This is a genomic window from Anatilimnocola aggregata (genome assembly GCF_007747655.1).
Lineage (GTDB): Bacteria > Planctomycetota > Planctomycetia > Pirellulales > Pirellulaceae > Anatilimnocola > Anatilimnocola aggregata.
The window spans coordinates 4,569,008-4,590,927 of sequence record NZ_CP036274.1; the positions used below are offsets into that span (position 1 = coordinate 4,569,008).

General features: G+C 59.3%; 7 protein-coding genes and 1 tRNA gene. 1 reads left to right on the forward strand and 7 read right to left on the reverse strand.

The window, feature by feature from the left end:
- Nucleotides 1-22 precede the first annotated feature (22 nt).
- The 5 genes from ETAA8_RS17080 to ETAA8_RS17100 form a co-directional block, all read right to left on the reverse strand.
- Nucleotides 23-331 carry a DUF1580 domain-containing protein gene (locus ETAA8_RS17080; protein ID WP_145090775.1) on the reverse strand — a complete coding sequence of 103 codons (309 nt, stop codon included), beginning with the start codon at nucleotides 329-331 and terminating at the stop codon, nucleotides 23-25.
- Nucleotides 332-738: 407 nt separating this feature from the next.
- Entirely contained in the window at nucleotides 739-1,575 is an 837-nt protein-coding gene (locus ETAA8_RS17085) for a hypothetical protein (RefSeq protein WP_145090778.1), read from the reverse strand.
- Between the two features lie 86 nt (nucleotides 1,576-1,661).
- Nucleotides 1,662-2,891 (reverse strand): site-specific integrase, encoded by a 1,230-nt coding sequence (locus ETAA8_RS17090; protein WP_145090781.1) that lies wholly within the window; start codon nucleotides 2,889-2,891, stop codon nucleotides 1,662-1,664.
- Between the two features lie 122 nt (nucleotides 2,892-3,013).
- A tRNA-Met gene (locus ETAA8_RS17095) sits at nucleotides 3,014-3,087 on the reverse strand.
- 151 nt (nucleotides 3,088-3,238) lie between these two features.
- Nucleotides 3,239-3,796, reverse strand: coding sequence for a hypothetical protein (locus ETAA8_RS17100; RefSeq protein ID WP_145090784.1), 558 nt, complete (start codon nucleotides 3,794-3,796; stop codon nucleotides 3,239-3,241).
- 515 nt (nucleotides 3,797-4,311) lie between these two features.
- On the opposite strand from ETAA8_RS17100, the gene ETAA8_RS17105 reads away from it, so the two are divergent.
- Nucleotides 4,312-6,831 carry a S8 family serine peptidase gene (locus ETAA8_RS17105; RefSeq protein ID WP_202921037.1) on the forward strand — a complete coding sequence of 840 codons (2,520 nt, stop codon included), beginning with the start codon at nucleotides 4,312-4,314 and terminating at the stop codon, nucleotides 6,829-6,831.
- A 215-nt stretch (nucleotides 6,832-7,046) separates the two neighbouring features.
- Here the strand turns inward: ETAA8_RS17105 and ETAA8_RS17110 are convergent, their stop codons facing one another.
- Together ETAA8_RS17110 and ETAA8_RS17115 are read right to left on the reverse strand one after the other, a co-directional pair.
- Nucleotides 7,047-12,335, reverse strand: a complete 5,289-nt coding sequence (locus tag ETAA8_RS17110; RefSeq protein WP_202921038.1) for a protein kinase domain-containing protein — start codon at nucleotides 12,333-12,335, stop codon at nucleotides 7,047-7,049.
- A gap of 157 nt (nucleotides 12,336-12,492) precedes the next feature.
- Nucleotides 12,493-21,903: a LamG domain-containing protein gene (locus ETAA8_RS17115; protein ID WP_145090793.1), complete on the reverse strand. Its 9,411-nt coding sequence runs from the start codon at nucleotides 21,901-21,903 to the stop codon at nucleotides 12,493-12,495.
- Nucleotides 21,904-21,920 lie beyond the last annotated feature (17 nt).

Here is a 21,920-nt window from a genome sequence, read left to right on the forward strand (position 1 = left end):
CCCGTGTGGCTGTGGGACTCGGCTAGCGGCTTGGCCTGCGAAGTTCCGCTTCGGCAGCTGCGATCCGATCGAGCCGCGAATTCGCTCCTTCTGGGGGCTGCTGGGGAACGGCGATACGCGGGACCGCCAACGCGGCGAAGAACCGTTCCAGCGCCTCCCGGCTGGTGCAGCGCGTATTGCCGACTTGCAGTGACTCCAGGATGACCCCGCGGCAACCACTGGTGGTCCACCGATAAACACAAGAGGTATGGACCTTCTTGCCTGCGCGCCGCCGCGGCAGGAGTGCTGCGGCTTCGGCCAGGGTTACAATCGTTTCGCCGAGACTGATCATTGCTGTCCCTTGTTTAAATGCGTCGACTCACGCCACCTCGCCTACCTTCGCGAGTCGACGCGGGACCGGGCACCTGGGGACAGCTGGGGACAACTGGGACATTTCGAATTTTTTTCCGGTCCAGGTTGAGACCGGGGGTAGAGGGCGCGGCGGATCAGCAAACCGTCGGCGCCCTAGGGCGAGCAGTTGATAACAGCCGGAGCAGCTCTGGTTATTCCGCCAGTACCAAGAATGTGTTGCTGTTTTTCTGGGGTGGCGACGTTCAATCAAGAACATCTGCGTCACCAGTCAGAGCGGGGCTCGGACATCGCCCCCGCGACATTTAGACACGAGCCGACTGCCAGCCAACGCGTACGGAAATCGCCAACTACAGCAAACAGACGATTCAAACTGAAACTTGCCGATGTTCAGGCCGAGGGAGCTTTCTTCTGCATGCGCTTAAGTTGCTTTCTGACAACTTCGATACTCACTGTTCCGCAGCAACCGGGAGCGATCTCTTTTCGCTCACCAACAGGTTTGCTGTTCCACGCGTTTCTGATTTCTGCTGGTTTCCTGTTCTGACTTTTCAATCTGAAAAAGTAGAAATCACGCTGCGAACAGCCATTTTCCGGCAGTTGATCTAATACAGGCCTGTCTTCGCTGTTCGTGCCGGTCAGCTCATCTGCTCGAATTGGCATCTGTGCCCAGGCACGGAGAAACTCTTGGCGCAGCAGGCCGCGCAGCGCACCACTTTCAGCGGCGCAACGCTGCATTAGCGGCCATTTCCAGCCGTGCTGCGCAAGTTCTCCCAAACCGTCAGTGACAAATTTCAGATCAGTTAGGTGCTGCAGGTCGGGGGCCATGAGCAGCGCGTGGTGATCGCCGAGAAAGGCGAGATCCCGCATAAGTCCCTCAGCAATTTCGGCGGCGAGTTCATGGTAAGACGAGGCCACTAGGCGGTGACGTGTGTTCCAGCAGCTAGGTCCGCTCAAACGAGGCAACGGCCGGTGAGTGGTCCCCATAGCCAGCCAGGGAAGAACTTGGGCGATCAGCGGCTGCGCTGTCTGCAAGGGGCCAGTGACCGCTTTGATCTTTTCAGCAATAAACAGCACGGGCTGTTCGCTTACTTGCTGGCCCTCCTGTTCCCAGACTGGTAATCCGCCCAGTAAGTCCCCGACGGAAGAGAGCATGCTGAAAAAATTGTGCACGTGAACGTACGGCACATAGAGTTTGCGGGGGGCTTGTTGGCTTACGTCGACTAACATGCGATGTTCCTCGTGGTTGTAACGATGTCCTCATTTCAACCGATGGTGCGCATGATTTCCACGCCCCGCTGCAGGTCGCGCTCCGCTTAAACCTGTGTAACATCGGCGGCCGCATGCCCCAGCACAATCTGTGCTCCCTCGACTCCGAACCGCTTGCGGACTTCAGTCGCTGCCGTATGGCGAAGCTGGTTCGGACTCCACAGGTGTTGCTGCCGCCAGGCGTTAGCTCGCCGGCGGAGTTCCGTTTGCTGATCTGACGCTAACTCGCAGCACTTCGCCTTCAACTCGACGGGCTTGTTGAACGCAGCTTCGCAGGCCCGATGGATGGCTCGCCGATAACTTGCTGTGGTGTAGCACTCTTGAGGTGAACGCTTGGGCTGGGAAACTCGGTTTGTGCCAGGGGCATTACCATGGGTTCGGGGAATGACCCGCCGTTGATGTCGTTGCGATTGACGTTGGGCTTCACTTTCCTTCGGCGAGAAGCAATACGACGCGGCAGGCCGCGCCAGGTAGGGTTGCAAAATTGCCTGGGCACGCGGTCCCAGGAAAATAACTCGCGTCTTTCCCTGGTGTTCGGTTTTATGGATTTCTGGGCGGTAGGTCCAAACCTCGCCGCCCCTGTCCAGGTCGCCCGGGCGCATCCGACAGACGTCTTCTGGCCGGCTCCCCGTCAGCCGCTGAATTCGCACCATGTCCCCGACCACGGCGGGCAAGAAGGCAAGGGTTTTCTCGACGATGGCATCATCGACTGGCCGAATCGGCTCAGTCTCGCGGGCGTCACAACGACCTTTCCGCAGGCCGGCTACTTCCCGCAACGCCTGGACGACGTTCGCGGCGATCATTTCCTTCGAGGTGGCCCACGAAAAGGCCCGCACGATGCGGGCAATCTGTTTGTTGATGTGCTTGCGAGACCAATCACGGGCGAGCATCGCTTGTTGGACGGCTTGCAGTTTGAGTGGTCCGAACGAATCCGCAGGCTCGGAGCCATAAAGGGCCTGGGCGACGGTCAGCGCGGCCACAATTTGAGTGACTTCGTTCGTGACCACGCCATTCTTGCGGTAGTACCCCTCGGCATACCGCTTATAAGCGGCGCACACCTCAACGAGCGTAACGCTTGACGTCGGATGCGAGTCGGTAGCTGCGCTTCGCTGGCGACCGTTGGCCAGCCACTCCGCGATGAGGCGATCGTATTCCAGGCGACTGGCCTTGGTTCCATGAGGTCCTAGGTAGTAGTCAGATCCGGCCAGGTTGACCACGGCCTGACCCGAGGCACGGTGCAAACGATATTTGGGAATTGCTGATGCCAAGCGAGGCATGAAAGGGCTCCTCCGAAGTTCAGCAAAACGGTACATACCGTTTTGCGCTCTCGGAAAAAGCCGCACTGCTCACATTGAGCAGGTGACAGCAACCACTGTCTCAGCAATGACTTAAGAAAAAGTTGCGGGGGCCGGATTTGAACCGACGACCTCGAGGTTATGAGCCTCGCGAGCTACCGGGCTGCTCCACCCCGCGTTATGTGGTTAGTAGAGAGTGATTTGCTGTTGAACAGGTTCGCTCTCGACTAGACAGGTAAGTTTATCAGATTTCGGCTGCGGGTCGAGGGGCGGTCCAACCTTTTCAGCAGAATGCCGAAAGATCCCGCTGAGCGTTGCTTGCCAAAGACTTAAGCCGCGCGACGCTGCGTTTTGACGCTTTCGCGGGCAAGGCGATGAATTTCGGTCACCGGGAGTGGCTGGAAAACTGTCTTGCCTCCGGCGGCCGCTTGCTCACGAAGTACCATTGTCTCGTTGTGGAGCATGCGGGGAAAGTACTTCCAAGCTCGTTCGAGGTCCGCCGCTTGCTGATCGGCAGAAATGATTACCAGGTCGGTATCGGCCAGATTGTTGGCGCAGCGAGCGAGAGCATCGAAGGGCGACCCCGGAACCAGTTGCACCTTTACATCGGGGGCGCGAACCGTGGCGAACGCTTGCTTCAGCGTCAGTCCATGTTGACCGGTCGGACGAGCCTCGAAAAGGTCGATGCCTGTATAGCGCAAGGGCAGGTTCTCGGGCTGCCACGACAGCACCTCGAACAAGCGCGTGGTGCGTGTTCCATCTCCCACACCCAGTTCCAAGACGGAACGGATTGTGCGGCCTTTAACGGCCTTGTAGAGCGCGCGATCGTTCGCGGGCTGGGAGAAATACAACAGCCATGTACTGCGGATCAGGGCGCCGGCGCTCAACGTCGCATTCCTTTGCGGCGAAACAGATTTCAGGCGAATAACCCTATCTTCGGCTCGCTTCGCCCGCGAATTCACTTGCTGGACATTGGCCCGCACTGCCTCGCGCTGGCTGCAACGAGAACCGGCGAAAATTCAAACTGTAACGATTAATGGGTTCAGGCTGACCACGATCCCGGTAAGTTGTGCCGCTGGTATCACCTGTCTGGACGTGGCCAAAAGCAAACATCTGCCCGTGACCAGACTAGTCACGACCGCGGCCATCATTGCTGCGTAGGTACTGACCTATAGTTTCGCGTCTGACTATTGGAAGGCAGCCACAGGGACGTTGTTGGCTGCAGACTTTTCACCCCTCGTGCCCGGTTCCGGGAAAGACAGCTGCTCCTCCGCGCGGCATGTCTGGCGGCCATGTGCTGCTGGCATCTGCTTGCGCGCCTCAGCTGTTTCGCTTGCTGGCTAAGAATGCCAGCGGTGCGAACTCCTGGCCGGAAAGACCTTTTCGGCGCGAGCAAGCATTGATGACACGTCCCACGTTGCAGGACGACCGCAAGGTCGCCTTTGAATCGTTTGAAGATCGCCTGGCCCTCACCGCCCAAGCGCTCAACGACCTGGCCGATGAGTGGCGCGATACGCCCATTCAAACCATGGCCGCTGCGGCAGCTTCGTCGACCAGCGAAGGGCATGGCTGGGCCGAGATCGCCTACGCGCGCAACGAGATGGGCCTGCGCGGTGGTGGCCAAACCGTAGCCGTGATCGATAGCGGCATTGCCTATGACCATATCGCCCTCGGTGGCGGACTGGGCGCTGCCTATAAAGTGGTCGGCGGCTGGGACTTTGCCGAGAACGATGCCAACCCTTACGACGATGGCCCCGCGGGCTTTCACGGCACGCATGTCTCGGGCATCATTGGCAGCAGCGATAAAAAGTACATGGGAGTTGCGCCCGATGTCGACCTCGTTGCGCTGCGCGTGTTCGACGACAACGGCGGCGGTACGCTGGAGCGAGTCGAACAAGCCTTGCGCTGGGTCCACGACAATCGCAATACATTTGCCAACCCCATCACCACGGTTAATCTCTCGCTCGGAACTGCGTGGAACAGTTCGAATCTTCCCGATTGGGCGGTGCTCGAAGATGAGTTCCGGATGCTCGAAGAGGATGGCATCTTCATTGCTGTGGCCGCAGGAAACTCATTCGCCACGTATAAGTCGGAGGGGCTCAGTTATCCCGCTGCCAGTCAATATGTAGTGCCGGTGGCAAGCATCGGCGCTAGCGGTCAGTTCAGTTCGTTCAGCCAGCGGAGCGACCGTGTCCTCGCCGCCCCGGGCGAGAAGGTCATGAGCACGTTGCCCGATCATTTCTACGGCGGCGACGGCTTGAAAAACGACATGGGTGCCACATCTGGCACGAGCATGGCGGCCCCCTATGTGGCTGGCGCGAGCGTCCTCTTGCGCGAAGCAATGGCTGCAATGGGCCAGACCAACATTACGCAAGACGTGCTTTACGATTGGCTCAAAAACACAGCCGATACGCTGTATGACTCCGTCACCAATGCCAACTACAGCAAACTGAATCTGCAGAAAGCTCTCGATACACTGGTCGGGGCCGATGAATTTGGATCGACCGCTGCAGATGCGACTTCGATTGGCAATCTGACGACGTCGATCACGGTCAGCGGCACGATTGGCAAAGTCAGCGATAGCGATTTCTTCCGCTTCACGGCTGCGGCAAGTGGGCAAGTAACGTTCACGCTCGATACGATTGGCGACTTGGCCGGCAAATGGCAAACGCCCGACGGGGGTACGATCAATGGCGACACCGTCACGATGAATGTGGTGGCCGGCCAATCGTATCGGTTGGGTTTGGGCACGAGTGACGGCATCGGCAAGTTCACCATCGAAGCCAAACTGACGAGCAGCACGACCGAAACTCCGCCGCCTCCGACGACACCGAATCCGCCGACGCCTCCGGCGCTCAGCGGCAATTGGGGAGTTGTGTCTGGCAATCTGTTCGATAACTTCAATCTGCAGACGCCCAGCAATTTTTATCAGCTGACGGCTGGTCGCACCGGCATGTTGACAGTCGAAGCGCTGTTTAGTGCGGCGCGTGGGAATATCGACATCGAAGTATACGATTCGCAAAACCGACTGGTCGGCAGCAGTGCGACGGCGGATAGCAGCGAACGGGTCGATATTAGCGTTACTGCGGGGAATGTGTACTACGTTCGCGCGACCGGCGTGAATCGAGACGTCGACTTTCGAGTGACGAACCTGGTTACCGTCAGCGGCTCGCAGGTCGATGTCGGCGGCACCTCTGCCCGCGACCTCTACACCTGGACGCATACCGGAACGCAACAGCAGCTTGCCGTGAATGGCGTTACTTACACGTTCGCCGCGAACAGCCAAGTTCAGATTCAAGGTGTTGGCGGAATCGATGCTTTGACACTCGTCAGCGCGACGGGAACCGTTGACACAATCACCACTCGTCCCGGTAGCGTGGATCTAGTCGGCAGCTCCTACCGGGTTTCCGGACTTGGCGTCGAACAAACCAATATTCGCGGTGATGCGAATGACCGCGTGACGATGTACGACTCGGCCGGCGTCGACTATTTAGAAGCGACTGCCACTTTTGTGGGTCTCGTCGGGACTGGGCATCAGACGATGGTTGAAGGAATTCGCAATATCACGGTCATCTCGCAAGGTGGTGGCGATGTGGCCCGCCTTAACGGCACGAGAGGGAACGATCGCTTCGTCATCGAACAGGGAAACCGCACGCTCACCAACAGTTCGTTCAATTTGCGAGTGGAGAATTTCGCCTCGGTGGGCTTTCATGGACTCGGCGGCACCGACACGGTAGAGATCACCGGCATGAACAGCAACGACCTGATCTACGGTCGCCGCGGCATCGGTCGCTACACCACCGCTGCCTACAAGACGGAGTTCTCCGACATCGACCAGGTGCTCGCCCAAGCCCGCGTTGGCGAAAAACTGAAGTCCGATGTACGCTCGGTCGACTACCTGTTCAGGAAGCTGTCAAACTAGGGCGTTTTTTGCTGCTCGGCAAACTTCGGACAGTGTTGTTGTTAAAGGGATTCGGCGAGTAGGGCTTCGTAGCCGTTGGGGGTGAGGTAGTCGAAGGAGGAGTGTCTGCGTTCGGCTTGGCGCAGCACGGCGCGATAGGCCTTCACCAAAGACGCCACCCGTGATCGTGTCAGCGCACTCCGAGAAGACTTCGCTCTATCGTAGGCGATTAGATCTCAACGGGGCGGTGGAGCAGGCTGAGGAACCACAGCGGGCTCTTGCCAGGGGAGTGAGTCCCACAGGATGGCTGTGCCGTCGCGACTCGCGGTGAGGAGGCGGCGCCCATCGGGCGAGGCGGTGGCGACCGTCACTTCCTGGGCATGCCCGGGTAGCGTGAGAACTTCTTTGCCGGTGGCTGGATCCCACACTTTAACGGTCATGTCCTTACTTCCCGTAAAGACTCGCGAGCCATCGCGCGAGAAGGCCGCTGCGGTCACGCTTGCCGTGTGCCCGGCCAACGTTACTCCCAGATACTCGCCCGTTTCGGCGTTCCAGAGGCGCGCGGTAGTATCGTCGCTGCCAGTCAGCACGCGGCGACCATCGACCGAAAACGCGGCTCGCAAGACGGCCTGAGTATGGCCGGTCAACACATGCAGCGTCTTGCCGGTGCGCACATCCCAAATGCGAGCCGTCTTGTCTGCTGAGGCGGTGAGTGCTTGCTTGCCATCGCGAGAGAAAGCCACGTCAGTCACGCTGCCCGTATGACCGACCAGACTTTGCAGCTGGCGTCCCGTGGTGGCATCCCACAGGCAGGCCGTTTGATCGTCACTGGCAGTGATGACTTGCGTACCGTCGGGCGAGAAAGCGCTGGCGTTGACAAACCGCGTATGCACGCCCCCCAACTTGAGCAGCGTAGCGCCCGTTGCCGAGTTCCAAACGCGGGCCGCTTTGTCCCAACTGCCCGTCACCAATTCATCGCCACTGGGCGAGAACTGCACGCTCGAGACGGCCGACTGCGGCGAAAAAGCGACCAGCAGCTTGCTGTCTGCGGCGTCCCACAGGTGTGCTTCCGCGCCACCGGCGGTGAGCACGCGATCGCCAGTCGGTGAGAACGTGGCCGACCAGGCCAGCAGCGTGGTGGCTGCCAAATCGAGGAACGGTCCCTTCCCCATGCCGGGAACAACCAGCTCGGTGCCGTCAGCCAAATTCCACAAGCGAACCTGGTTTTGGGCGGTGGCGGTTAGGGCTCGTTTGCCATCAGGCGTAATTGCGACTCCGGTGACGGCGATATCGTCAACGGGCAACGTGCGCACGAGCGATCCGGTTGCTAGATTCCACTGGCGAACTTGCTTGTCTGCGCAGGCGGTCAAAGCTGTGCCGCCATCGGACGAAACTGCCAGCGAAGTCACTGCAGCAGGATGCCTGAGCAGTCGCGCGGCGTCTTCTTTGCCAGTGGCCACATTCCAGACCGCCACGGTGTGATCGAGGCTGGCAGTTACCGCGGTGTCGCCAGTTCCCAAAAAGGCGGCGCTCGTCACGGCGCGCGAGTGCGAGCGGTTTTCCCACAGGGTTTTGCCATCAGCGGCCGAGAGCAAGCGAACTCGCCCCACGGCGTCGCCGGTCAGGATTCGCGCTTCGTCTTGCGAAACTGCGATGGCGGTAATTTCGGACGCGAGCCCCGCGAATTCTCGCAGCAGCTTGCCGGCCGGGCTCCAGATGCGCAGCGAACGATCGTCGCTTCCCGAAACGATGAAGTCCCCGCTCGGCGCGAGCGCGACGGCCGCGTGTGGCCCCGTACCGACCAGCACTGCCTGTTGTGCGCCGGTCGCTACATCCCAAATGCGGCTGGAGTTATCAGCAGCTGCGGTTAACACTCGTTTGCCATCGGGAAAGCACCAGGCGGCCGACGCGAGGTATTGATGTCCTTCATCGTAGGTCCGGAGTCGCTCGCCTGTGGCTGCATTCCAGGCTGATGCGGTCTTGTCTCGGCTGGCGGTGACGACCGTATTGCCATCGGGCGAGAAGGCCGCACCGAGAATCGAATCGCGATGTCCGTGCAAGACGCGGCCTCCCAAAATTTTCATCTCTTCGTACTGCGAAATGCGCCACAGCTTGACGAACCGATCGAGCCCGGCCGAAGCGATGCGGTCGCCACCCGGAGCAAACCGGGCAATTGCCACGCGGCTGGCGTGGCCGCGAAACTTCTTCACCAACTTGTGGTCCGGAACATCCCAGAGGCAAACCACATTGTCGTTACCCGCGCTGACGAGCATCTTGCCATCGGCCGAGAACTGAACACTGCGCACGGCCGCCGAATGCCCGGTGAGTGCGACGAACGGTGTGGCAGCCGAGGTGTCCTCCTTGACGCCTGGTCCAGTGCGATCGCTACCAAGAACTCGTTCGAGATCGACTTCACGCAGTTGGGTCGGATCCCACAGGAGGATCCGCTTGTCGTAACTGGCCGAAGCGATGGTGCGACCATCGGGAGCGAATGAAGCGGCGAAGACGGGGCCCGTGTGGCCGAGGAATGGTGGACTCGCCTTGCCCGTTGCCAGGGTCCAGACAATTGCCGAGCCATCCTGGCTGGCAGTGACGATCTGCTTTTCATCGGGCGAGAATTCAGCTGACCAAACCCACCAATCGTGCCCACGGAACGTGCGCGAGGTCCGGTCGGCCAGGTTCCAAAGGCGGGCCGTGTTGTCGTAGGAACCGGTCAGCAACGATTCTCCCGAACGAGAAAATCGCACGCTAATGACGGCGTCGGCATGGCCTTGCAGTCCACCGCGGCGCTGCCCCGATTGGGCGTCCCAGAGCGAAACATATTCAGGCTTGGCCGACGTGCCGGCAGCAATCGTTTTGCCATCGGGCGAGAAAGCCACCGCGAATACTTCCGCAGCGCCGGTGTTGATTTTGACGGGCGCGTCTTCCGAATTGATATTCAGAATTCGGATCTCGCCCCCCCAACCACCCACGACAAGCTGCTGCCCATTCGGAGAAATGTCCAGTGTTTCCATAGGTACTCCCGCTTCGAGTGTTCGTTCGTCGCGCGTGCAGAGGTAATAGAGGCGGCCCCACTCCCAGTTGCGGAGTTGCGGCGGGCATTCTTTGAGTAAGGCAAGCGCATGGTCGAAAGCGTTCTCTTGAATCTTGGACGAAGCGAGACCCAAGCGGGCGACGTACGCTTCGTATTCTTCCTTAACGCGCGCTTGCTCCGCGACCTGCCGTTGTTTTTGCTCTTCCTGCCTCGCCAGCACCGCGGCCGCTTTCTGCTCGTCGGCAATCCGGCGCTGCTGTTCTTCTTCGCGCTGGGCAGCGACGGCAATTGCCCGCTGTGTTTCGGCTGCTTCGCGCTGCAGTTTTTCTTGCTGACGGGCGGCCACGGCTTCCATTCGCTGTTGTTCGGCGATCTTCCGCTGCTGCTCCTCCTCTGCCCGCGCGCTTTCCGCGCGGGCTCGTTCCTCTTCGGCCGTTTGTTTCTGCTTCACAGCTTCGGCCCGTTCATTGCGGGCGACTACCTCCGCCGCCCGAGCCCGCTGAGCTTCGGCGCGAATCCAAAAGAACGCGCCGGTTACGATGAGCAACATGGCAGCCGCCAGGCCGGCACCGATTCGCCGGGCAGTGCGCAGGCGGCGTTGCCGCGAATCGCGCTCTTGCCGCGCTTGCGAGAGCTGCTCTCTCAGGTCTGCAAAGCGCGAATCCTTTGCGTCGAGCAGCGATAGCCCCAGGTCGTAATCGCCCTTGCGAAATGCACACTGGGCATAGGCCTGCGTCGCATCGGTCACGCCCACCTGAGCGCGGCTGTTGCCGGCCCACAGGGTGAATGCCTCCTGAAAGGCAAACAAAGCCCGAGCATACGTTTCGTAGTTGTCGGTACGGCGAGCCTCGGCCAGGTCGTCCAAGGCCCGCACGCTCAGCGCGATGCTTTCGCTGTGCGATTGATACTCGCGCAAGGCCGCTTGAAATTCCCGAACTCCCGGATAGCGATCTTCCTGCCGAGTGGCCATCGCTTTGCGCGCGATGTCGACGAGTTCGCCCGACTTGTCGGTCGTGATAATCTCGTTCTTGGCCGCCGACATCAGGCAGCGTGTAACGGTCGGTCCTCCGTGCGGTCGTTTGCCGGTGACGATCTCGAACAGGATCGCACCGAGAAGATAAACGTCGCTGGTAGCGTTGATCAGTTGTACGGGGCCGAACGTCATCTCCGGTGCCATGTAAGCCGGCGTTCCGCCCAACGCCACGTTGGCCGGTGGGTTAATCATGGAGAGCGCCAGCCCCCAGTCCATCACCAGTACTTCGCCGAACTCGCCGATCATCACGTTTTCGGGCTTCAGGTCCCGGTGCAACACGCCGCGCGAGTGGGCAAAGGCGACGCCGTCGGCCGTTTTCAGCAGAATCTCCAAGTTTTCTGCAGTCGACTTTTGCGGCAACAGCTTATCCCAGGGAGTTCCTTTCACATGCTTCATGGCATAGAAAATGGCCCCTTCTTCGTCGCGTCCCAGGTCGTAGATCGGCACGATATTGGGATGTTCGAGATCGCCGGTGATGACAGCTTCGGCGAGGAACTTTTCGCGCTGGGCCGATTGCTTGACGCCGCTCCCTTTGAGCATCTTGAGCGCGACGGTGCGGCGAATTGACGATTGACGGGCGGCATAGACAATGCCCATTCCCCCTTCGCCCAGTTTGCGCAGCAGGTTGTAGTCGATGCGCTCGACCAATTCGCTTTGGCCGTCTCCTTCGTTCCGCAGCACGCGCGGCTGAATGACCAGTGAGTTCTCCAGGCTTTCCGAACCGCTGCCACCGCTGTGAGACGACTTGCGAGCACCGGAGCCGCCAGGTGGTGCCCCACTTCCGCTTGCCGCGCGCGAGCCGGACGGTGGAGAGATTGCCGTGTGCGAAAGCGGCACTATAGAACTGCCTGGTGGCGAAACAGCAGTGTGTGAAAGGGGCGCACCCGGTTGCACGGAGAAGTCCTGGCTGCTGTCCCACATGGCTGTGAGATCGTTCCGATTCAGTGGGGTCGTTTTGCCGGCACCACCAATCAGTCCGCTGCCACTTCCACTGTCGCTGACGTCTATCGTTTTGAAGATCTCTTCGACGTCGTTCATTTCCTCGGGGTTTGGCGTGAACCGACCAGCTTGAATCGTCATGCCGGTGTTCGTGGGATCGATTGCAGCGGGGGGCTTCCCTCCCTTGGCCTTGCCTGTCGTTCCTTCGGGACGCTCAAGCGGCAGAATGACACTGGAATCGTATGTAGCGGCGATCTCGGTCGAGTCGTAGGTTGCAGCAATCTCGGCTGAGTCGTGCTTCGCGGCAATCTCGGCTGAGTCGTGCTTCGCGGCAATCTCGGTCGAATCGTAAGTGGCAGCAATTTCGGCTGAGTCGTTTTTGGCAGCGATCTCCGTGGAATCGTAAGTAGCCGCGATCTCTGGGGAGTCCGGCACGACCGTTCCGCTGCCGACGGCAGGCGGTTCCTGCGCGGGAGAATCGAACTCGAGCGTCGCGGAGCCAATATCCTGGACGGTCAACTGCCGTTCGCAAGCGGGACACTGAGCGGGTGACGACGCGTTGTCGTCAAAAGCGTGCGAGCAATGTGGGCAGGAGCGCATGGAATCACGACGTTCTGAAAATGCAGAGCGATGCCGACGCGGTCATGCGCCGGTGGTGTTTTGGATCACAGGGAACTCAGTCCAGCGACGCGGCAGTTTCCAGCCTGCGGCGAAGGCGCGCAGCCAACCCGAAGGAAGTGTCTGTCGCTTCCATCAAAGCTGCCTGCACAGAGTTGGGTGAGGGTTGTTCTTGGGCAGCGCCTTGCTTGGCATCCGGCTTCGCTGGGGGCGCGGGAGGGGCCGGATCCATGGGCGTTTTGTTGTTTTCGTCGAGCGGGTTGGCACCGCGACCTGGTTCACGAACGGGGTCGCCGATTCCTTCCGCGGTCTTGCGGAACTCCAGCACTTTACGTGGCGGCAGCCCAGCCTCTTGATGATAAATCCGATAGAGGCCGCTGCGCATCGAGGCCTTGCGAATGCGATCGAGCAGACCGGTCAAATCGCGCAGGTCCGAAAGGGGAAGGAGCGTGCGGCTTTCCTCCTGGCCGTCGACTCCGACTCGCACCAGATACAAGATGGCCAGTTCATTTTCGGCTTCATCGGCGGCGAAGGTCTCTGAGTAATACCGAACTTGCTGCGGGGGCAGCGAGGGTATCAACTCCAATCGAGACTGGCGCACCGGTTCGGTCGCAGCGAAGGAAGTCTCTTCAATGGGCAGCGGAACGTTCCGGCCGAAGCCTTCTTCCGACAACGAAGTGGCGATTGGCAGCGTCAGGGATTGATTCAGACGTTGCTGTTGCCCAATCGCTTGCGAGGACAGGTCAAAGAGTTGAATCTGCGGGTCGTTATAGACGGTGAAGTTGCTCACGATCTCCGTTCCCACGACCGACTGCAAGAACAAGAGCGGGTATTCGCGCTGAATGGTGATCGTGATCGGCGATTCTGGATTGCCCGAGACGATGTTTACCGTACTCGTGTTATCAGCGCTAATGAACCATGTCACCGTATCACCGGCGTTCAGGCCGCCAAGGACACTTTGCTCACCGTCTGCCCAGTCGACAATGATCTTTAGATTGCGCGCGAGTTCTGTATTCGGATCACCGCCAATCGTACCGGTCACTTCTTGAGTTGGGTCGCCAGGCAGCAGGACATCGTCCGGATCAACCTCGGCTAGCACGAGCACCGGAGGCGCGTTGCTGATCTGCCCGGTCCCGCTTTGCACGAACTTTCCGTCGACGAGCGTGCCGTTCAGAATCGTGATGTAACCATTCGCAGACACGACGCGAACCGAGCCATCCAGAGCGAACAGGCCTTGCAACTGAATATCGTCTGCTTCGTTGAGCGCGATATCGCCACCGGTGGTGACGACCGTGATCTGGGCTACGGCAGTGTCGAAGTCAGGATTGTTGGGGACTGCGGGCCCCAAGTCTCCCACGCCAATCTGCGCCGCGAGGTTCGCTCGAAAGGCTGTGAGATTGGTTGTTTCGTCGTTTTGTGCGTCCGTGATCTTGCCGCCGACATCAATCGTTACCACGCCGCTAGTGGTCCCAGCCTGCAATTGGGCAATCGCAGCGCCGCCGGTGCCACCGACGAGGATCTGAATCGCGAGCGGATCGTTGCTGGCGGTTCGAATCAGCGAACCCGATCCTTGCGTAAAGCCGCTCGTTCCCGCCTGGTCTTGGTTGGCTTTTAGTGTGATGAGTGCAGAGCCTGCTTCGAGGCCAACGTTGGCGGCGAGCAGCATTGCATTCTGAACTTCGACCGAGATATTCCCCACCGTAACGATGCCCGCGCCAAGGAACTGCACCGCATCCGTAATCACGCTGAGCATGCCGCCAATCCCGGCTCCACTCGTGCCATTGAAGATCGTCGTGCCGGTACCCGCTTGCTGGATCACATCGCCGATGGCGCGGAGCGTTGAGGCGAAGGTGACGTTTTGCGCGGAGACAATCGTCAGGTTATTCAAAGCTTGTAGCAGACCAATCGCGCCGCCGACTTCAATATTCCCCAGCCCACTTTCGAAGGTGAGGTTGAACATGCCCGGCGCGAAGCTATCGACCGACTGGCGGAGCAGGATGTCGCCCTCCGTAATGCCGGTCGAAGTTAGCGTAACATCGCCGGTGAGCAACATCTGGCCGTCGAACTCGATTCGATCGTCGGTGGTGGTGATCTCGGCTGCGGTGAAGATCGTCGCCGCACTGCCGATTTGTTCCACCACACCCCGGGCCAGAATATCGGCATCGTCGGTGAGTGTCAGCGTGCCGCTCGTTTCGAACGTGATGGTGCCGGGCCCATCCGGATGGATGTTCGTCGAATCGGTGTCGATCGACTGTTTGACGACAATTGTCTCAGCCAAGTACCACAAATTTCCGGTCGAATTCGCGGAGCCAAGTTGGAGGGCCACCTCCTGAGTGATTGTGTCGTTCCCGCCTTGGCCGTCGATCGTGGTCGCGGCGCGATAGTTCGCATCGATCGACAGCAACGTGATCTCGTCCATTCCTGGGCCGGCGAAAATCGTCAAGCTGCGCGAAGGATTCACGCTGCTATCGAGCAGGCCATCGGTCGCCGGGTTATCGCGCACGGTGATGACGTCGTCGCCGCTGCCGGCAGTCACGGAAAGATCCGCAATGCCCGCGTACTGAATGAATCCACCTGTGCCAAAGAAGGTTTCGGCCTGCGCGAGTGGCAGCAGCTTGTAGCCGGCAGTCGGGCCAGTCGGAGGAATGATCTGAAAACCGAGCGTCGTATCGCGGCTATCGAATCCGCCCGTGTTAGGAGCGAGGTCGAAATCATCGGTACGGATTCGGTATTGCAGAACGTCCGTGAGATGATCGAAGCCAGCGACGCCGTCGATGGCCGTCCAAGGGAGTGCGATTTCGTACAATGTCGCTTCGCCGCTGGCGGGACTGGCCTGACCTCCCGCCAGGACGATGCTGTTCAAGTCGAACGTGCCTAGCAGTGTTCCCGAGCCATCGAGCAGCTCCAACTGCAGATTGGCAAAGGGACCGTTTTCGTCGTTGGCACCTTGGGGATAACCTTCGATCAGCGCGTAGAGGTTTGATTCGTCCCAGGCGAAGCGGCCTTGGGCACCGGAGTAGTCCCAGCCGCCCGAAGCACCAGCCCCTTTGTTGAAGATGTCGCTCACCTGGTTCTGTGCGAGCGCTGAACCATAAATGGCCACGTCGGACATACTCCCGCTGAAGTAGCGGTTCGTGGGGTTGGCCGCGGCATCGCCGCCAAACACCCAATCGCCCGTGTTTCCGGCAGCTGCGGTCCATTGTGTGGGGAGGTTGTTGAGAAGCGGAGTATCCTCAACGCCATTGAGAAAGATGCGCGCGGACTGATCGGCTGCATTCCAAGTGATGACGACATGCGTCCACTGGTTCAAGCTCAATTGCGAACCGCTGACGACGATGTTGGTGCCGCCAACGTTCGCTGAAGGGGTGAATACGAGGCGTTGGGTAAGATTCGCATGCCCCAGCGCGGATCCGGCATCGGCGACAAACGACAACGACACTTCAATCTGCTGCGTGGTGTCTTCCAGCAGCGTATAGGTGGTTTGTCCGTTCGTGGGAGCCTGTGGTTTCACCCAGAACGCGATGGTCCCTTGCGATTTATTGAAGTCCAGTGAACTGCTATCGAGCACGCGGAGCACATCCCGGTCGCCATCGAAGGCGAGGGCATCGAGCGGAGTGATTGCGCCGGTGAGGGTTGGGCCGCCCCCCGAAACCAACATCGCACCATCGGGTGCAGCAGGAATGTTCAACTTGAGTGTGATATTCGTCCCACCATCGCCGGTGGCGTTGATGGTGCCGGTTGCATCGTCCAGGTTCCAGTAAGCGACCAGATTGCCGCCGTCGACATGCCCAACCTGGTTGAATACGATATCGTGCCCGCCCATGCCTTGAATGGTGTCGATGCTGCGGCCAGTGCCACCGTTATAGATCGTCGAGATCTGCGTGGTGGTAAGCGGGGCGTTGTACCAGGAGATGTCGTCCATCTTGCCATCGAACCAACGATCCGGAGTGCCCGGATCTCTGCCGACCGAAAACTCCTGGTTCACGGTATTCACGACATTGTTCCAGCCCGAGATGTTCTCGTTGAAACTGGAAGAAAGGTAAGAGACCTCCACTCCATTGATATAGATCTCCATCGTCCCGGAATTGGTCAGGGGCGAAGACCGGTCCCAGGTGTAGACCACGTGCTGCCATTGGCCCTGCCCCGTGCGAGCGCCGCCATTTTGAATTGCGTTGTCGGTGGAATTGCCCGGACCGCGACTGGGGCTACCGTAGAATTGCCCACTGCCGTCGGGCCGATATTGGAACTCGAAGCCGGAGTTGTCTGAGTTTTCGACGAATGTTCCCCGCCGGTCGACGGTGTCGCGCATGTAGACCCAAAAGCTGAGCGAGCCCTTGGTGCCGACGTCAAAGTTGGGATCCTGAAACGTGGCGTACGCTTCCGGATTGGTTAAATCGAGCGCGCCGTTGAACTTGCCGCTGGTGACAAACTGCGCCTGCGAACCGCTGGGACCGGCGTGCAACTTGATCGAAGTGCCACCGTCTCCGTCGATTGTCGTCACGCCAATTGCATCGTCCAGGTTCCAATAGGCAACCAAATTGCCGGAGCCGACACCGACCGGATCGAGATTGCCGTGCAAACTGTTCTGGGCATCGGCCACCGACTGAGTTCGCATGGCGGCGAGTTCGGTCGGCGTAAGGACTGTATTAAACCACGCGACGTCATCCATCAGGCCGTCGAAGTAACGCGTTGAGCCGGAACCAGGTGTCGTCGAAGCATCGCGCCCCATCGTCATGAAGGCGTTAGCTGTGCTCGCCACCACCGACCAGTTGGCAATATTCGAATCAAAGCCCGACAGGTATGTTTCGACACCGTTCACATAGACGTGCATCTCGCCCGTTGTAGCGCCGGTTTTCTTCCAGGTGTATTGCAGGTTCACCCACTGGCCCGCGGTTGCCGCCTGGCCACCACTGGAGATGGCGAAGTCGTCGGAATTTCCCACTAATCCGCGGTTCGTGCTGCCGTAAAATTGCCCGCCGCCATTTTCTCGATATTGGAACTCCAACCCCGTATTGCCGGGGCCTTCGAAGAACTGATTCCGCCGCGTGACGGTGTCCATCTTGACCCAGAAGCTTACGGTTCCTTCGTCGCCGACGTTGAAATTGGGGTCTTGGAACCAGGCGTAATCGCTGGTGCCGTTGAATTCGAGCGCGCCGCCGAACTTGCCCTGATTGGGCCGGAATTGTGGGGCAGGTGTTTGCGGCAGGTAACCGGTGTTGGCGTTCGTGGAACCATCGGGGATCACCGTCCCGGCCCCGGTGGAAAAATCGAAATGCAGGATCGACTGCAAGCTTGCGGCGGGGCGCGCCCCGGTTGCAAAAGCGATGGGCGCAAAATCCCATTCCTGCGGAGAGACAACACCATCGACGACCGGTGAAGGAACGCCAGCCGCGTCGACAGCGGCACCCGTGGGAACCGGGCCGCCACCGATGGTGTTATCGGTGATGGAAAATACATCGCCGGTCGTGTCATCTTCGTCAGTGACGATGAGTTGATCGGCACCGTCGCCACCGGCCGAGATGTAAATGGGGAACCGGAAGACGTCGACTGTTCCGCCCGACTGGGTTCCATTGCTATCGATTTGAATCAAGTCGTTGCCGGTGCCGGTGTCGAGTCTCACTTCGGCAGTAAAGTTGTCATCGAGCGTCTGTAAGAAGAGGTCATCGTCGCCGCCGCGGGTCTCAACCACGAGCGACTGCGTGGGATTGCGAAAGACGGTGGTGACGAAGGTCCGCGAGGCTGCCACAGAAGCAGTTTGAGAGTGCGCGTCCAGCGACAAATGATCGTCCGTAAATTGAATCTCGTCTGCCGCGTTGCTCCAGAGGAACTCGCGCCGCTGAGTTGCCAGGTGATCGACAATTTCGCCTTGCACACCTTCATATCGCAGCAGCGATGAACTGAGGCCCACCTGCAGCGAGGCGTCAAACAAAACCTCTCCCGTTGCACCACTCGTAAAATCGTGACGCACGACGCCAAACGATCCATTCTCCAACGTGATCTGCGACTCGGTTGCGCCCGTTTCACCGCCATGAAAAAAGACGCCTCCTTGAGGAATCGGGTTGCCAGTGGCGAAGTCGATGGTGAGCGTTTGCAGGTCGGCGAGTGTCATCGTCGCTGGCGAGTTGAACTGCAACTCATTGACGAGATCGAGATCGGCACGAAAGAACAATTGTCCGTTGATTTCGGTTTCGAGCGCGGTCCCATTACGCGATAAACGATAAGCGTCATCGCCGGCGACCAGCGTGGAGGTGAGCCGCATGTCCAAGGTGACAATGCTATTGTCGGGCTGCTTCACGGCACCCAGCGACTCTACGCCCTGCAGCGTGATGGTGGTCGTCGCATCGCTCGTAATGAGTCCACTCCCGACGCCGGTAACTGTCAGTAATGAATCAGCCAGCCCATCCAGATCGAGCGTCACCCGGTCGCCGGGATTCGTGGGAAAGGCGGGATCGCCAGCCGAGATCTCATACGAAGTAGTCGTACTTGCATCGACAGAAATCTGATCGCTGCCGCCGAAGGTCTCGAGCGCGACTGTCCCCAGTCCCGAATAGGTAATTTTGTGATAACCGATCCACTGCACGCGATCGGGAGTGATTGCCACGACGTCGTTTTGGCCGATGGTTACTTGCGTGGCGGCGGTGCTAATCACGCCTACATATAGCGGGTCGGGATCGAACGTGCTGTTGCCATATTGCATAAAGCTGGCGAGCTGTCCCGGATTAGGAAGCGTGGTGCTGCTCGGTGCTGTCTCACCGGGTGCGACCAGCGAACTGACAGCCGACTGCATCCGGTCGGTCGCAATCAGATTGGTGAAGCGAATGGCGTCGACGAGTCCGAAGCCGGTGCCAAAGGCCGACAGATCAATCAACGTGGCGAAGGTACCGTCCCCCGTCGTGCCACCGTCATAGGCCATGAACGAACTGGCGGGAATATAGACCCAGTTACTCCAGGAGTTCGAATCCACACTGTGGACTTGCACCATGATGGGCTCAGGTGCACCCTTGAGCAGCGAGCCGTTGTAAGTGCCCGATTCGTAAATGACTAAATCGGGATTCATGCCATTGGTGTTGGCAAGGGCTCGGCCATTCGACCAGCGCAGCTCAAAACCACCGCGTGTCGTCGCTCCCGGATCGGTACCGGTTGCCAGCGTGGTCGGCAGACGCAGCGCTTGCAGGGCGGCATCGTCTCCGCCTAGGCGCCCACCAATCGACAGCGACTCGTCAAAGAAGAGGTCATCAAGAAGGTTGGGATCGGTGGGAAATCCGCTGACGTGATTCGTCAGATAAGGAGAGCCATTGATAATCACGCCTTGCCCGCCCGGCAACTGTCCCAGCGGGAGTGTATAGAAGACGTCGGGTGTCACGCTTTGATCGAACGTCACGTCGGCAAACGAGTAGGGATCAGCGTCCACCGTGGCCGCCGGCGCTTCCGTTTTCAGCGTGTAGCGATCGGAACTATCGCCGAGCATGTGCATCGCGGCATCATTGCCATTTAAGCGAAAGCTCGGCTGGTTGCGGATCGTATCTGCGCCACCACCCTCGACATTGATCTCCAACGACTCAATGTTCTGCAACTGAATCGATGCGCTGCCAGTTACGTCGAGCCGGTCGCCGGCTAGCTCAATGATATCGCTGTCCGAACTGCCCATGATGATGACTTTGTCGCCCACACTTGGGTTGCCACCATTCAGCACGACGGAGTCCGGCAAATCAACGCTCAAATGAACTGTGATGGTGTCGGCACCACCGAGCGTTTGCACCGCCAGCAGTTCCACGCCGCTGTAGTTGATTTTGGGCTGCGTAACGCCACCGCTTTCGATGTCGATCGTGGTGGCGGTGATCGTTACTTCGTCTCGTTGAAAGTCGGTCGGCCCAGTGAGTGGATGGAGCACACCCAGATAGAGTGGATCGGGATCGAACGTGCTGGCACCAAAAAACGTGAAGCTGGCCAGCGGCCCCGGATCGGGGAAAATATTGCTGGTCGCGCCATTGTCGTCCGGAATCACAAAGCCGAAGCCGACATTGGCCCCCGCGCGCGGTTCGAACACGGCACCCACGGGATCGATGCGGTCGCCAGAGGTCATACTTACGATGCGAATGGCATCAATGGCGTCCGTGTTCGAGAGCCCAAACGACGACAAGTCAAACGCCGTCGCAAAGGCCCCTTCACCGGTGTTGCCGATGTAGTTTTGGCGCGAATCGTGCGGTTCGTAACGCAAGCGAGTCCAACCGCCACCGGCGACATGCACCTGCACCAGGAACCCATCGGGACCGGTTGGATTGCTGGATGATTCGTAAACGACAAAATCATCGCCATCCGCGTTCACTAGCGTTTGGGGACCGCTCCAACTGAGTTCAACTCCACTGCGAAGGTCTGTCCCCACATTACCGGCCGGCAGGTTGATCGCCCGCACCGTGGTGCCGCCAGCTAGTTGGCTGCCGATCGAGAGATTGCCCAAGAAGCCGGTGTTTGACTCGGGAAAAGCTACAGCACCGGTCGGGCCGCCCGGTGTCAGACCAATCGTGTACGAATCGGGACTATCGTTGACGGTGCCCACCGGAATGGCGGCGGCTGCGTTGGGTGTCGCTGTCTGATCGAACGTAAAGCCGGCAAACGAAAATTGCGGCGCTGCAGTTGCCGGATTAGCGGTGCGCACGACCAGCGAGTTGTTTTCCGTGAGACTATTGCCGGCATTGATGGCAAGCGACGTGGTCGGATTAAGAAAGGTGACGGTTTCGCCCAGGTTTGAATCGATCGTGGAAACGACAGCTCCCTGCTCGAACGTAATCTCGTCATCCCCGCTGCTGAAGTTGAAGACGCGATCTGTCGCGCTCAGGTTATCGGCGATGGGTTCGAGCCCGATGTAATCAATGCGGGCGTTGCCGGTAACATCGATGAAGCCGGACGTGGCATCGTGAAACTGATGACTCACCGTCGCGAATTTGCCGCCACCGGTAAGGGACAGACTATCGCCGGGCAATGAGGTGGGATTACCGCCTTTGAACAGAACCGCATCGGCCAGGTTGCCCTGCGAGAAATCGATCGTGAGCGAATCGATACCGTCAGCCGCATCAACGGTAATCAGATTACCCGTGATCGTACCTAAGGGAATCTCAACCGAATGTTTGTCGGCGCTTACCGATGCTCCGCTCACGCCACTGGCATCGAACACTGCCGTGGGGTCGTGAATCAGGTAATAGTCGTAGTTGTGAACGGTGCGCGTTGTGTCGGCCTGAATCGTGAAGGCGTCGTTGCGTCCACCGGCGGTAACGTCGGTCAGATGCAGATTTCCCGACTGCAATGTCAGCTGAGAAGTGATCGCGCCGGGTAGCGCGACGTCGAAGACGAAGCGGCTTTCGAGCGGCTTGATCGAGAGTGCGGCTGCAAACCGCTCGGCAAATGCCCGAACGCGACGCTTCGGACGTCGGCGTTTGGCGGTCAAGCTACGAAACCAATGTGCAAGTTCCATCGCGCACTGCCTCGACA